The sequence below is a fragment of the Alcanivorax sp. S6407 genome (assembly GCF_023016115.1).
Classification (GTDB): domain Bacteria; phylum Pseudomonadota; class Gammaproteobacteria; order Pseudomonadales; family Alcanivoracaceae; genus Alcanivorax.
The window spans coordinates 113,033-127,466 of record NZ_JALKBH010000002.1 but is presented as its reverse complement, the minus strand read 5'-3'; the positions used below and the strand labels follow the sequence as shown (position 1 = coordinate 127,466).

Here is a 14,434-nt window from a genome sequence, read left to right as displayed (position 1 = left end):
CTGTGGGAATGAGGCAGAGCCGGTGTAGGAGCCTTGCTCGCAAGGCAATGGGGGAGTCAGAAGCCGCAAGCTTCAAGCTGCAAGGATAATCAAAGGCCAAACCTTGGGCCATCTAAGGGGGAGGGGGGCTTATTGTGGCGTCTGCTTGCAGACGAAGGATTGGCTATTCGCTTGCAAGCATACCCTGACGAGCACAGAGAGCTTCAACAATGAACCCGCGGCCTGGAGGCTTAGCTGTTTTGTGGGAGCAGTGGTTCCATCGCGATGGGGGCTGGCTCTTTCCTTATTCCTATTTTGAATCAAAAATCACTTTTTATATCCATTTTTCGCTGTAAAATGCGCCTTTTATGATCAATTGTGCTGCGCCGGAAGGATTCGCTGAGTGAGCCTGGATATCCTGATTACCCTGCTGATTGTGGCCTCGGTGCTGGGGGCGCTGGCGACTAATCGCGTGCCTGCGGACCTGACCATGATGGCGGCGCTGGTACTGGTGCTGGTGGCGGGGATCATCACCCCGGGTGAGGCGCTGGCGGGGTTTGCCAACCCGGGCCTGATGACGATTGCGGCCTTGTATGTGGTGGCGGCGGCCTTGCGGGATACGGGCGCCATTTACTGGGTGGCGCACCGACTGCTTGGCCAGCCCAAAACCGTGCTCTCCAGCCAGATGCGACTGATCGCTCCGGCCTCCCTGCTCAGTGCCTTCCTGAATAACACCACCGTGGTGGCGATGATGATTCCGGCGGTGCAGGAGTGGGCCCAACGGTTGAAGCTGTCGGCATCCAAGCTGCTTCTGCCGCTCAGCTATGCGGCCATTCTCGGTGGCACCTGTACGTTGATCGGCACCAGCACCAACCTGGTGGTGGATGGCCTGGTACAGGAACGGGGGCTGCCGGCCTTTGGCATCTTTGATGTGGCCTGGGTGGGTATTCCGGTGTTGCTGGGCGGTGGCCTGTTCATGTTGCTGGTGAGCCGCTATCTGCTGCCCGAGCGCGAGGGCATGGTGGAGCAGTGGGAGCATGCCCGCGAGTATCATGTGGAAATGATTGTCGCCAGCGGCAGTAATCTGGCGGGCCGCACCATTCAGGATGCCGGGCTGCGGAATCTGACCTATGGCTACCTGACCGAAATCCAGCGCGGTGAAAAACTGTTCACCGCGGTGGGCCCGGAGATGACCCTCCAGGAGGGAGATCTGCTGGCGTTTGTGGGTGTGCCGGAGTGTGCCCGTGAGCTGCAGCGTATCAATGGGCTACAGTCCGCCCATGGTGCAGTACACAAGCTGGGCTTGAACAACCATCAGCGTCACCTGGTCGAGGTGGTACTGAGCCCGGAATTTCCGGGGATCGGCAAGAGCGTCAAGGAAACCGGTTTCCGTACCCGTTACCAGGCGGCGATTCTGAGTATCAGCCGCAATGGCCAGCGTATGGCCGGCAAGGTGGGTGAGCTGGTGCTGCGGGTGGGCGATACCCTGCTGCTGGAAACCAGTGAACAGTTCGTGGAGCAGTATCGCTACCGGCGGGATTTCATGCTGGTGAGCCCGTTGAAGGATTCCACGCCGCCGGATTTCCGCCGTGCGCCCATTGCCGTGGGGATTCTCGTGGCCATGGTACTGGCCAATGTGGTCGGGCTGGCTTCCACTCTGGAGGCTGCCATGGTGGCCGCTGGCCTGATGCTGGCGTTTCGCTGTGTGACGGTGAACCGTTCACGTATGAATGTGAGTGTGAATTTACCGGTGCTGGTGGTGATCGGCGCCTCCTTCGCCCTTGGCAAGGCCATGGAAACCAGCGGCGCCGCTGCCTGGATTGTGCAGGAAGCCTTTCCGGACAATGGCCTGTCACCGTTCATGGCGCTGGTAATCATCTACCTGCTGACCGCGGCATTCACCGAAATGATCACCAACAACGCCGCTGCCGTGCTGGTGTTCCCCATTGCCATTGGTGTGGCGGAGCAGCTGGGCGTGAGCCCGATGCCTTTTATCGTTGCCGTGATGTTCGCTGCATCCGCGAGCTTCATGACCCCCCTGGGCTACCAGACCAACCTGATGGTCATGGGCCCCGGCGGCTATACCTTCCGGGATTATGTGCGGATAGGGTTGCCGATGAGTTTGGTGGTGGGGGTGATTAGTCTTGTGGTGATTCCGATGGTGTGGGGGTTTTAAAAAGCAGTAACGAGGTTCGAGTTTCGAGTTTCGAAAGGCAAAATATTAATACGGGACAAGGATGTCCTCGGTAAAAAGGAGCAAAGCAAGGATGCGATTTGAAGAAATGGAAGTATGGTGCCGTTCTGTGGCGTTAAGCGTGGAAATGTTTCGGCACTTCAAGGAATGCCGGGACTATGGATTCAAGGATCAGATTACCCGGTCCGCTTTGTCGGTGCCCAGCAACATTGCTGAGGGCTTCGAGAGGGTTTCCCTCAAGGACAGGGGACGGTTCTGGAGCTATGCAAAAGGCTCGGTTGGAGAGCTCCGAACCCAGGTACATATAGGAAGCGAAATCGACTACATCGATGACACGGTAGCCGGTAAATGGCTTTCAGAAACCGACCAACTTTCCAGAATGCTTGGTGCTTTGATTCATGGCATCAGGCGGGAATTGAATGAGTGTTGAAGTTGCTTTTCGTAACTCGCAACTCGCAACTCGTAACTCGCAACTTTGAACTAAGGAATTACGCATGTCTGACAAGTCTCCGTACCAGGAAAAAGCCAACGAATCCAAAGCCCACGTCGTGTGGCATGAAACCAATATTTCCAAGGCTGACCGGGCCAAGGTTAAGGGGCAGGCGCCGAAGTGTCTGTGGTTGACCGGGCTTTCCGGGGCGGGCAAGTCTACGATTGCCAATGCTCTGGAAGTGGCGCTGACGGAGCAGGGCAAGCACACCTATTTGCTGGATGGCGACAATGTGCGCCATGGTCTGAACAAAAACCTGGGCATGAGCGATGAAGATCGCACGGAGAATATTCGCCGGGTTTCCGAGGTGGCGAAGCTGATGGTGGATGCCGGCTTGATCGTGGTTACTGCCTTTATCAGTCCTTTCCGTGCAGACCGGGATGCGGCTCGCGCCTTGTTTGACGATGGCGAGTTCCTTGAGGTTTTTGTTCATGCTCCTCTGGAAGAGTGTGAGAAGCGTGACCCCAAAGGGCTTTACAAGAAAGCCCGGGCAGGTGAAATCAAGGAATTTACCGGCATCGATAGTCCTTATGAGGCGCCGGAGAAGGCTGAAATTACCATCAATACCGCAGAAAACGATATTGAAGGTTGTGTGCGCCAGATTATTGAGCAGCTGGGGCTGTAAGTTGCCTCTGGCCCGGCAGGGGAGGGGCTGGTGCCCTTCTCCCTTGCCGCGGCATGGCCTGCCTTGTGATGGGGCTGGCCCGATGTTTTCTATCCGCGATACGCTTCAATACCCGCTTTCATTGTCACCTCCCTGAATATAATTCAGTCTCCATTTCTTCCATTCTCCTCTCTTTCTGGGACAGGTTTGTTTGTCTCTGTTACAGGCGATAACCACTTCCTTGCCAAACCGGGTAAACGTTGGCTCAATCAATCGGTTGTTAGAGGAGGCTTGCGTGGAAAATGCGATGGATGCCCTCAAGGAAAAGCTAAGTGTCATCCTTGATGTCATCAAAGATCCTGATGATGTGGTCTATCTGGATTACCCGGTTTATTACAATGTTGGTGATATGCTCATTTATGCGGGGGCCTTGCTGCTGCTCAAGGAGCATGGCGTGAAGCTTCGTCTGCAGCGGTCGGTCAGCGATTTCTCCCTTGAGGAACTCCGCGACACGGTGGGCCCGAATACCACGATTCTGTGTCAGGGCGGGGGAAACTTTGGCGATCTGTACCACTCCCATCAAGCGTTGCGTGAGAGTCTGATAAGCGCCTTTCCCGATAATAGAATTGTCATTCTTCCGCAATCTGTGCATTTCGAGAGTGATGAAAATCTGAACAAATGCATTGCCCTGTTTCGATCGCATGATGATGTGTTTTTATTTGCCCGTGATGAACGCAGCTATCAGCAATTCAAGGCAATGTCAGACAATGTATTTATGGCCCCGGACACCGCTCACTATTTGTACCGGCTTCTTGGCGGGGTAGCGCAAGCTGACAGGCAGGGTGTGCTGCATTTCAGTCGTACCGACAAGGAGAAGGTTGCAGCAGCGTATCCTTTTGAGATCGGCGAGGATGATACGGTTGTTGACTGGCAGGATGTGGTGACCACCAGGGATAACAGGTTGCTTGCCTGGGAGCGTCGTTTGCTGAGACTGGGGGTTAAAACGAATAGTCGCCATATCAGGAATCTGGCGGCGTATTTGTGGCAGTGGCACGTCTTTCAAGTGGTGAAGCGCAGCGCCCGCTTCTTTTCCCGCTATGAAACGGTCATTTCCTCCCGGATGCATGGCCATATTCTGGCCTGCCTGCTGGACCAGGAGAATATGGTGGTTGATAACAGCTATGGCAAGAACAGCGGCTACTACCATGCCTGGACGAAAGATGTGGATTGTGCGCGACTTGCAGATGACGCGCCGAATGCAAACCAGTAATGATCAAGTAGGATGATGCTGTTTAATTAAGCCCGGAATCTGTGTGGGAGCGTGCTTGCACGCGAATGAAGCACCCAAAAGTATAGGCTTCGCGTGCAAGCACGCTCCCACAAAAATCAAAATCACGGCTTAAGCGAACACCATCGTCATCATTTGAGTTGCGCCTGATTACAGGTAGGACAAGGGAGATTCGATGAAGGTCGTGATTGCCGGTACCGGTTACGTGGGGCTTTCCAATGCGGTGTTGCTGGCTCAGCACAATACGGTGGTGGCGCTGGATATTGATGCCGCCAAGGTGGAGAAGATCCAGAAAGGCGTGTCGCCGATCGAAGACAAGTTGATCCAGGAATACCTGGATAACAAGGGGCTGGATCTCACGGCCACGACGGATAAGGAGGAAGCCCTCAAGGGGGCCGATTTTGTCGTGGTGGCAACCCCCACTGACTATGATCCGGTCAACAACTATTTCAACACAAAGAGCGTTGAGGCGGTGATCAGTGATGTCTCAGCCTTGTGTCCTGCGGCGACTGTAATTATCAAATCAACTGTGCCGGTAGGATTCACCGATTCGTTGTGTGGTCGCTTCTCTGCTCTGAAAATCCTGTTTTCTCCAGAGTTCTTGCGTGAGGGGCGGGCGCTTGAGGACAATCTCTACCCTTCCCGGATCATCGTGGGTGGACATGACGATGCCGCGAAGACTTTCGCCGGGATGTTGGCGGAGGGGGCGATCAGGAAAGACGTGCCGGTACTTTTCACGGATTCCACGGAAGCCGAGGCGATCAAGCTGTTTGCCAATACCTACCTGGCCATGCGGGTGGCGTACTTCAATGAGCTGGATAGCTATGCCGCGGCTCATGGGCTGGATACGCGCCAGATTATTGATGGTGTTTGTCTTGATCCACGGATTGGTGACCACTACAACAATCCTTCCTTTGGCTATGGTGGCTATTGTCTGCCCAAGGACACCAAGCAACTGCTGGCCAATTACCAGAATGTGCCTAACAACATGATTCAGGCGATTGTGGATGCCAACCGCACGCGCAAGGACTTTGTGGCTGATGATATTCTGCGCCGCAGCCCGGCCCGGGTGGGTATTTATCGTCTGGTGATGAAGGCGGGCTCCGATAACTTCAGGGCCTCTTCCATTCAGGGGGTGATGAAGCGCCTCAAGGCCAAGGGTGTTGAGGTGGTGGTGTATGAGCCTGCGTTGCCGGATGAGACTTTCTTCAATTCCAGGGTCATTCGTGATTTCAGTGAGTTTGTCTCCACCTGCGACGTGATTGTCTCTAACCGGATGGTAGAGGAGCTGAAGCCCTTTGCCGAGAAGGTGTATACCCGGGATTTGTTCGGTAGTGACTGATGTCGGACGGCGATGATGCGTGCTGACGGCAAGCGTCTGTTGCTGCTGTTGGTGGCTGTTGCGTTTGTGGGCGGGGCGCTGCTTCCCGGTAAGCAACGGGATACGGTCGGCACGTGGCTTGCATTGGGTAGTCTTGATGTCTCCATTCATGTGTTCTTTTGTGCCCTGGTGACGTTGCTGGTGGGGCTCAATGGCGTTCGCGCCGCCCTCGCGGTGATGGGCACGTTGCTGCTGGGGGCAGGGATTGAATTTGCTCAGTTGTGGATTCCCGGTCGGTCTGCATCCCTGGATGATCTGGTCGGGAATGCCGCAGGAGTGTTGATCGGTTTGCTGTTACTCTGGGCGATAAAGCGATTCTGGATAAGAGGGAAAAATGGTTAAGAAGGCGGTGCTTCCGGTGGCAGGTTTTGGTTCTCGTATGTTGCCGGCCTCCAAGTCGATTCCAAAAGAGATGCTTCCTATTGTTGATCGCCCGGCCATTGAGTATGTGGTGAAGGAAGCGGTGCGGGCGGGGATCAAGGAAATTGTCCTGGTGACCCATTCCGCCAAGACCGCCATTGAGGATTATTTCGATACCCAGTTTGAACTGGAGCAACAACTGGCGGACAAGGGTAAGGACGCCCTGTTGGCCGAAGTGCGCGATATCTTGCCGGCAGACGTGAGTGTGATTGCGGTGCGACAGCACCGGGCGCTTGGGCTCGGTCATGCGGTGGCCTGCGCGGCGCCGGTGGTGGGCAATGAGCCGTTTGCGGTGCTGTTGCCGGATGTGCTGGTGGATTGCGACGGGCTGCAGGAAGACCTGGGCGAGATGGTGGAGAAATACCACGCCAGCGGGGCGGCCCAGATCATGGTAGAGGAAGTGCCTGCGGAGCGTGTGGATCAGTATGGCATTGTCGCTTTGAAGGGCGAGGTGCCGGCAGCCGGTGAATCCGCCCCCATGACCGCGGTGGTGGAGAAGCCTGCCGTTGCGGATGCGCCGTCGCGGTTGTCGGTGGTGGGGCGCTATGTGCTGCCTGGCGAGATCATGGCTATTCTGGCGGACACCCCGCCTGGGGCAGGCAATGAGATCCAGCTCACCGACGCCATTGCCACCCTGATGGAGGATGCGCCGGTGGAAGCCTATGCCATGCGTGGGCAGACCTTCGATTGTGGTAACAAGGCGGGTTATCTACAGGCTATTTTCCATTTCGCCGCCCGCCACCCGGAGCTGGGTGAGCAGGTGCGGGAGATGATGGCGGCGGAGCTTGGAAAAGCAGTTGAAAGTTGAAAGTTCAAAGTTGAAAGGGAAGTCAAAGTCCTCGGCTTCGCCTTTGTCTCAAAAGGGCATTGGTTTTGTAGGAGTCCATGCTCGAATGACGATTGAGGTCGTTTTCAAAGTAGAGCGTTGAGCGTTCCGGTTTTGTGGGAGCTTGCTTGCAAGCGAAAGGGGCGATGCTTTTCTGTTATATGTACTCCCAATAGATTGATGGTTCCAGGCTGAAGTCTGGTTTTGATTTCTCTGACAGCTCAAGGCTAATAGCTCACAGCTGAGGTTTTATGCAGATTACGGTTTACGGCGATACCTTGTGTGCCCAGGTGACGGCGACGGCCATGGCACAGACCGGGCACCGGGTGTGTTGGGTGGTGCAGGAGGCGCGTTCCCGGGAGAAGCTTGAGGAAGGTCGCCCCTTGTTCCGTGAGCAGGGGCTGGATCGGGTGTTTGCCGAGCAGCTGGAATCGGGGCGGTTGGTTGCCTGTTTTCGCGGCGATGCTCTACCTGCGCCGGCTGAGGCGGTGTTTCTGGCCCTCTCCCCGGGGGATGAAGACTGGAGCCTGGAGATCATCCAGCAGATCGCCGGGAATGCGGAATGTCAGCTGGTGATCAACCAGACCGTGGGCCCGGTGGGGGCGGCGGAGCGTCTGCGTGACCAGTTGCGTGAGGCGGGCAGTGGTGCTGCCCTGGTGGCGCTGCCGGACCTGATTCAGGAGGGTAATGCCTTCCAGACCTTTACCCGCCCGGAAAGCATCCTGCTGGGCTGTGAGCAGGGGGAAGGCGAGGCCCAGGTGCGGGAGCTGCTGCGTCCCTTTAACCGCCGCAAGGACGTGATTCAGGTGATGACGCTGCGGGAGGCGGAGTTCGCCAAGCTGGCTATCAGCGGCATTCTGGCCACGCGCATCAGTTTCATGAATGACATGGCCAATCTTTCCGAGTCTCTTGGTGTCGATATTGATGCGGTCAGGGTGGCCATGGGTGCGGATTCCCGCATTGGTGAGTCCTACCTCTATCCCGGCTGTGGTTTTGGTGGTGCGGGCCTGGACAGGAACGTGCTGGCGTTGGTGGATGCGCTTAGTGAGCGCTCTGCAGAACCCGGTTTGCTGGCCCAGGTGCTGCAGACCAATGAGCGCCAGAAAGAAGTGCTGTTCCGCAAGTTCTGGCAGTACTTCGAAGGCAATGTCACCGGCAAGCGGGTGGCGATCTGGGGCGCGGCGTTCAAGCCGGGTACCCGCCGGGTGGATAACGCGCCGGCACTTAAGCTTATTGAAGCGCTCTGGGCCCAAGGGGTCGAGGTGGCAGTGCATGATCCCAAGGCGCTACCGGCGTTACAGGCCTGGGCCGAGGGGCGAGGCGAGCTGCAGCTTTGTGATGATCCTTACGAGGCAGTGGCCGGTTCCGATGCGTTGATGCTGGTGACCGAGTGGAAGCTCTACTGGGGGCCGGACTGGCGGCGCCTGCGGGCAGCCATGCGCCAGCCGTTGATTCTGGATGGCAGAAACATCTATGACCCGGACTTTGTCAGAGGGCAGGGGCTGGTGTATAGAGGGATAGGGCGAGTCTAATTTATGGTTCCGGAACAGGACGTTCTTACTATCAGTACGATCTGGTCACAGCTGGCACGGCGTGCCGCACAGGACAAATCCTTGCATCTGGCGGATCTGTTTGCGTCGGACAAGGACCGCTTTGAGCGTTTCAGCCTGTCAGGGGCGGGGTTGCTGGCAGATTTCAGCAAGCAGCGGCTGACGGATGAAAGCCGGGATCTGTTGGTGAAACTGGCCGATGAACGCCAGCTGAAACACTGGGTGGATGCCTTGTTTGGTGGCGCCGAGGTGAATTGTACGGAAGGTCGATCTGCCAAGCACTGGTGCTTGCGCGAGCCCGCCGACAAGGCGCCGCTGGTCCATGAGCAGCTTTCCCGCATGGAAAGTATGGTCAACCGGATCCTTCAGGGGCATTGGCGCGGTGTGCAGGGCGATGCCATCACTGATGTGGTTAACGTGGGGGTAGGGGGCTCTGATCTTGGCCCGCTAATGGCTGCATTCGCGTTGCAATCCAGCCAACCTCCGCAGGGGCAATCCCGGCCCCGCCTGCATTTCGCATCGTCCATGGATGGCAGCCAGGTTTCCCAGGTGTTGCAGGAGCTGAATCCACGCACCACGCTGTTTCTGGTGTCTTCCAAGTCGTTTACCACCGTGGACACTCTGCATAATGCCAATACGGCCCGGCAGTGGCTGGCTCGTGGGTTGGGGCTGGATTATGACGATGCGTCTCTGCTTCGCTGCCACTTTATCGGCATCTCCGCCAATGCGGAGCGAATGTCGGAGTGGGGCATCGTGCCGACCAATCAGTTGCTGTTCTGGGAATGGGTTGGCGGCCGTTATTCCCTGTGGTCGGCTATCGGTATGCCGATCGCGTTGACGGTGGGTATGGATGGTTTCCGTGAGATGCTGGCGGGTGCCCATGAGATGGATCAGCACTGCCGAACGCAGCCCTGGAGAGACAATATTCCGGTGATGCTGGCCCTGGTGGATGTGTGGAATATCAATTTCCTGGATATCCGCGCCCGGGCGGTATTGCCCTACGATGGGCGTCTCAAGCACTTGCCTGCTTACCTGGAGCAGTTGGAGATGGAATCCAACGGCAAGAGCGTGTCCCGCTCTGGCGAGCCGGTGGAGTATGACACCTGCCCCGTGATCTGGGGGGAGGTGGGGCCCAATGCCCAGCATGCGTTCTTTCAGCTACTGCACCAGGGCACTCAGGCGATTGCCTGTGAGTTCCTGATGACGGCTCGCCGCTATACCGAGGACGAGCATTCCGAATCGGTGTGTGAACTGGAGTGCCAGCATGCGCTTTCCAATGCCAACTGTCTGGCGCAGTCACGGCTTCTGGCCCTGGGCGAACGGGCGCTGGATCCTTCGCTGGCGTTGCCGGCCTACAAGCGGTACCACGGTAACCAGCCCAGTACCACGCTGGTGCTGGACGAGCTCTCTCCCCGGGTGTTGGGCACTCTGCTGGCCATGTATGAACACAAGGTGTTCGTGCAGGCAGTGATCTGGGGGATCAACCCCTTTGATCAGTGGGGAGTAGAGATGGGCAAGGTGATTGCCACGGATATGCTGGCGGTGCTGGCCGATCCTGAGTCTGCCACCGGTCTTGATGCCTCTTCCATGGCGCTGGCCCGATATGTTGCCAACAAGCAACGTTCCAGCTGATCTCTGCGGGCTGGAGATACCGTCCCAGTAACGCTCTGTGTCCCTGTAGGCGTTCGTTCGACCTCGATGCCGGTGTTTCTGAATCCTGCGATTTCACCTGTTTTGGCGTATGATTGCCTGCCAGGAGGCCTTGGGACAGGGCCCTCAGCCTGGCTGGTGACAACCACAATTGCATCGCAGAGATTGCCTTTCAGGTTTAGCCTCAAAGGCAGCTTCCTTACCGGTGATCAAATACGGTTTTCAGAAGTAAACTGTTATAACGTCGATTATGTCAGTGACGAGACGCATCATTCGACCAGTGAATAGGGCGTTTGGGTGTTATAAGTGATAAAAAAAATCCTTCAACTGGTATTTGGAACCGGGCTAGGTCAATTGATTCAGCTGTCGGCACTGCCGGTACTTGCTCTGCATTATTCGCCGAACGACTTTGGTTTCTATTTCCTGGTGGTATCGGTCTCAACGTTGGCGGCGGTGGTCGCTACTTTGCAGTTACAACATGCGATTACGGTGTGCACCGAAGATACGCAGGTCAGGGATATTCTTTCTGCGCTTAAAGTGAATCTACTACTATCCGGGGCACTATCGGGCTTGCTGCTGGTTTATGGGCTGATATCTTCTGACTGGTTACCCTTCGCATGCATGTTGGCTTCTTTGTTGGTGGGGGTGTCCGCTGTTGTCAGAAGCATTCTTGTGTGGCGGGGACACTTCAAGGGAATTAGCCGGGGGCTGGTGATCAGGGCGGTTTCAATCGTGGCGGTTCAGTTTGCGATGGCATTTGTGTGGGAGCAGGGGCTGGTAGCAGGACTGTTGGCTGGGGAGCTGATGGCCATTATTTTTTTCCTGGTTGTGCTCAATGAACCATCGATGTTTTCAGGCAGAATTCATTTCCGGGACTTTATGCCGCTTTTGCGCAAGTACTCGCACTTTTCCCTGATGGGTACTGCTCAGGAATTGATGTCCCTGGCTGCTCTCAATTTACCAATCATCCTGATTCCGATTTATTGGGGGGCATATTTTGCAGGTCAATTCGGGATGGCCCAGCGCTTTGTCATGCCGCCAGCGGCGGTCGTGCTTGGCGCGATTGTTTCTTATATTCAATATGCATACGGTAAACGAGAGCGTTGGGCGCTTTTTGATAGCAGGTTTGTTAACCCTTTAGTGCTGATGCCTGTGTTCGCAGCTTTTGCGGTGATGCTTTTCGGTTCTCTATACGTTATCGAGCCATATGTTCAGATAAATGACTGGGGAGACAGTGTCTGGACAGCAAAATATATCTGTCTTTGGGCGGTTGTTCTGGTGGGGTCGTCACCATACCGTGCTGCATGCCGTATTTACGGTATGCAATACATTCAGTTTGCCGTGGATATGGTGATTGTTTTGTTGATTCTGGGACTGTTTTTCGTGGGTAATGACTCTTTTTCATACAGGGATATGGCAAGGGGGCTGGCAGGCATCGGGGTGATGCAGAATGTTGCGCTGGCAAGTCTGGTATGGCTGAAATTCAAGCTGTCCTCAAGACAGGAGGCAATATAGCAGTGAATCTCATGTGTGCGTTAAATCCGTCTTTTGATCTTTTCTCCTGTTTCAATTCAGGAGATAGCCAAGAGTGATCATCTACACAGGTGCATTTCGGTTGCCTGACCATGATGCCGCAGCCAAGCGGGTTCGGCAGGTGGCCAAGGGAATTGTCAGTGGTGGTGAGACGGTATCGTTCATCTCATGGGGAGGAGACACGGGCGGCGTTATCGATGGCTGTCAATATCGCTCCTCTGCTGATATTGACAGAAACGACAATAACGTTGTTTTTCGAGCTATGAATTTTGTTTTTATGGGCTGGCGGGCACTTTCACTGATTATAAGGGAGCGGAAATCTCTTAATGAGGGCGTCGTTATTGCCTACAACCCGTCAGCATTCTTTGCTCTTTCGTTGCTGCTTCTTTCTCGTATCTTCCGTTTTCATGCTGTTATCGATTCCACGGAGTGGTATCAGTCTTCTCATTTGCCTGGTGGGCGGTTTGGGCTGGCGGCATTTGAAAATATGTTGAGAATGCGGGTTGTTTATCCGCTTTATAAAAACGTTATTGTCATTAGCCGCTATCTGGAGCGGTATTTCAGGGAAAGAGGCGCTAATGTCATCAGGGTTCCTGCAATGGTTGAATCAATTTCTGGCCCTTACAAAAAGCAGGAAGACGCGATTCGTCTTGTTTATGCAGGTAATATGGGGCAGAAGGACTCCGTGGAAGATGTTGCAAAAGCGGTTCAGCATGCTGTGACCCGGTACTCTATCCCCATTCAATTTGATATCTATGGGCCGTCCCCGGAAGAGGTCAGGAAGAAACTCGGGGAGGCTGCCGATTTTGTTAGTTGTAAAGGCCGAGTTCCAGCAGAAGTGGTTCAGAACGCCTACAAGACAGCAGATTTTTCTGTACTGTTCCGGGATCAGGAACGGTATGCGCTGGCGGGATTTCCCACAAAAGCATCGGAAAGCTGGGCTGCCGGTGTGCCTCTTCTCACCAATGCTGTGGGAGATATCGCTGAATACTGTAATTCGCAAACCGCATTCGTCGTAAAGCGCGATGCCGACCTGACGGAACATCTGATGGATTTCTTCGAGAATCTGGCCCCGGAGACCCTTGACTCAATGAAAGAGGCCTCGGCGAGAATGGCCCGCGAGAACTTTTTGTGGGAGTGCGGAGCAAAGGGGTTGGTCGATTTCATCAAATGTGTAAAGGCGGCTAAATGAAGATTCTCTTTAACTGCTTGGTAAATGTGAAAGGTGGCGCCATTCAGAATGCTGCCAATTTCGTTGCACATGCACTGAATGACTCCAGCAATCAGTTCCAATTCCTTATTTCTCCTCAGGTAATGGCGGTTCTTGACGGGTGGGGAGTGAGTGATCCTGCCATTCATGTTTTGGATCATCCTCTCAAGTCAAAATCTGTCAGGGTATCCATCGCCGCCATTGAGCGAGAGTTTTGCCCGGATGTGGTTTACTCCATGGCCGGGCCCACCTACTTTCGATTTTCATCTCCTCATGTCCTGGGTATTAGTGATGGCTTTATTACTCATGCGACGAGGGATATCTTTTTCAAGGGGCGATCACTAACAGATGGTGCTGTCTTTTATCTGAAGACACTTTTGAAGCGGCTATATTCACGCTTTGAAGGTGATTATTTCATTTTTCAGACTGACTCTGCACGGAAGGGTTACTGTTCAAGCCTTTGTGTGCCGGCTAAAAAGTCCGCTGTTGTTGCCAATGCTATCGGGAAATCCTTTCTTGCCGGTTTTCAGGGAAAGGGCTCGGTTATATCTTCAGACGTTGTCAGAATATTGTGCCCGGCGGCGGATTATCCACACAAAAACCTTGATCTGCTATTTCCTGTCTGCGATCTGCTTTCAGAAGGGGGCGCTGGGGGGGGGGATGTCCAGGTTCGGTTTGTTGTGACCGTGGATAAGCGATCGGGCCTGGCCAGACGCATAGAACAAACGGATTTCTCCTCCATGAGTGCTGATATCGTGAATATCGGGCCTTACAGCTATGACTCCGCTCCCGAAATTTACCGAGAGTCGGAGATTGTCTTCATGCCTACTCTGCTGGAAACTTTTTCCACTTCCTACCTTGAGGCCCTTGCAGCCAAAAAAGTGCTTCTATGCAGTGACCGGGATTTTGCCCGGGATGTTTGCGAAGATGCCGCATATTACTTTGACCCAAACTCGCCAGAAGATGCTGTGAATGTGATTCATGGTGTTCTTGAGGGTAGGTATGCTTTTGATGAAAGCAAGGCGGAGCGGGTGATCAATAAATATGGCGACTTTTCAATTCGTTATTTCAACCTATTAGATACGATTCGGGGTTTTCTGGGTAAGGGCGATTAAGCCGCATTATCGCCCGTGGTGCTACACCCGCTGATTGGCAATGACTATGCAGAGGGGGGGCGGTCTTGATGTCTGCGGGTATCGGCTGACGTTCTCGCTGCCTCTGACTCCTTCTTGTGACACACCTGCGATTCCCCCGGTTTTCACGTATGATTGCCTCCTTGAGTGATTGGCAGACGATCAGGATGAGTCCC

The 14,434-nt window shown here is 54.8% G+C and carries 12 protein-coding genes; all 12 read left to right on the top strand.

Annotated elements, in window-relative coordinates; all coding sequences use genetic code 11:
* Positions 1–382 precede the first annotated feature (382 nt).
* The 12 genes from MWU49_RS03855 to MWU49_RS03800 all read left to right on the top strand — a co-directional run bounded on the left by MWU49_RS03855 (position 383) and on the right by MWU49_RS03800 (position 14,240).
* Positions 383–2,155: an SLC13 family permease gene (locus MWU49_RS03855; RefSeq protein WP_246968393.1), complete on the top strand. Its 1,773-nt coding sequence runs from the start codon at positions 383–385 to the stop codon at positions 2,153–2,155.
* A gap of 91 nt (positions 2,156–2,246) precedes the next feature.
* Positions 2,247–2,603: a four helix bundle protein gene (locus MWU49_RS03850; protein WP_246968391.1), complete on the top strand. Its 357-nt coding sequence runs from the start codon at positions 2,247–2,249 to the stop codon at positions 2,601–2,603.
* Between the two features lie 64 nt (positions 2,604–2,667).
* Positions 2,668–3,288 carry an adenylyl-sulfate kinase gene (gene cysC, locus MWU49_RS03845; protein WP_246968389.1) on the top strand — a complete coding sequence of 207 codons (621 nt, stop codon included), beginning with the start codon at positions 2,668–2,670 and terminating at the stop codon, positions 3,286–3,288.
* A 274-nt stretch (positions 3,289–3,562) separates the two neighbouring features.
* On the top strand, positions 3,563–4,537 hold the full coding sequence (locus MWU49_RS03840; RefSeq protein WP_246968386.1) for a polysaccharide pyruvyl transferase family protein: 975 nt from the start codon (positions 3,563–3,565) through the stop codon (positions 4,535–4,537).
* A 193-nt stretch (positions 4,538–4,730) separates the two neighbouring features.
* On the top strand, positions 4,731–5,897 hold the full coding sequence (locus MWU49_RS03835; protein ID WP_246968383.1) for a nucleotide sugar dehydrogenase: 1,167 nt from the start codon (positions 4,731–4,733) through the stop codon (positions 5,895–5,897).
* 12 nt (positions 5,898–5,909) lie between these two features.
* The gene (locus MWU49_RS03830; RefSeq protein WP_246968380.1) at positions 5,910–6,278 is read left to right on the top strand and encodes a VanZ family protein; all 369 of its coding nucleotides are present in this window, start codon (positions 5,910–5,912) and stop codon (positions 6,276–6,278) included.
* Entirely contained in the window at positions 6,271–7,164 is an 894-nt protein-coding gene (galU, locus tag MWU49_RS03825; RefSeq protein ID WP_246968377.1) for a UTP--glucose-1-phosphate uridylyltransferase GalU, read from the top strand. The genes MWU49_RS03830 and galU overlap by 8 nt, the downstream gene beginning before the upstream one ends.
* A 269-nt stretch (positions 7,165–7,433) precedes the next feature.
* Positions 7,434–8,714 (top strand): nucleotide sugar dehydrogenase, encoded by a 1,281-nt coding sequence (locus MWU49_RS03820; RefSeq protein ID WP_246968375.1) that lies wholly within the window; start codon positions 7,434–7,436, stop codon positions 8,712–8,714.
* A 3-nt stretch (positions 8,715–8,717) separates the two neighbouring features.
* Complete coding sequence (gene pgi, locus MWU49_RS03815; RefSeq protein ID WP_281502071.1) at positions 8,718–10,364, top strand: glucose-6-phosphate isomerase; 1,647 nt, start codon at positions 8,718–8,720, stop codon at positions 10,362–10,364.
* A 324-nt stretch (positions 10,365–10,688) separates the two neighbouring features.
* Positions 10,689–11,897, top strand: coding sequence for a hypothetical protein (locus tag MWU49_RS03810; RefSeq protein WP_246968369.1), 1,209 nt, complete (start codon positions 10,689–10,691; stop codon positions 11,895–11,897).
* 73 nt (positions 11,898–11,970) lie between these two features.
* Positions 11,971–13,107: a glycosyltransferase gene (locus MWU49_RS17835; RefSeq protein ID WP_246968366.1), complete on the top strand. Its 1,137-nt coding sequence runs from the start codon at positions 11,971–11,973 to the stop codon at positions 13,105–13,107.
* Complete coding sequence (locus tag MWU49_RS03800) at positions 13,104–14,240, top strand: glycosyltransferase (protein WP_246968364.1); 1,137 nt, start codon at positions 13,104–13,106, stop codon at positions 14,238–14,240. Before MWU49_RS17835 ends, MWU49_RS03800 begins: the two co-directional genes overlap by 4 nt.
* The last annotated feature ends 194 nt before the right edge of the window (positions 14,241–14,434 follow it).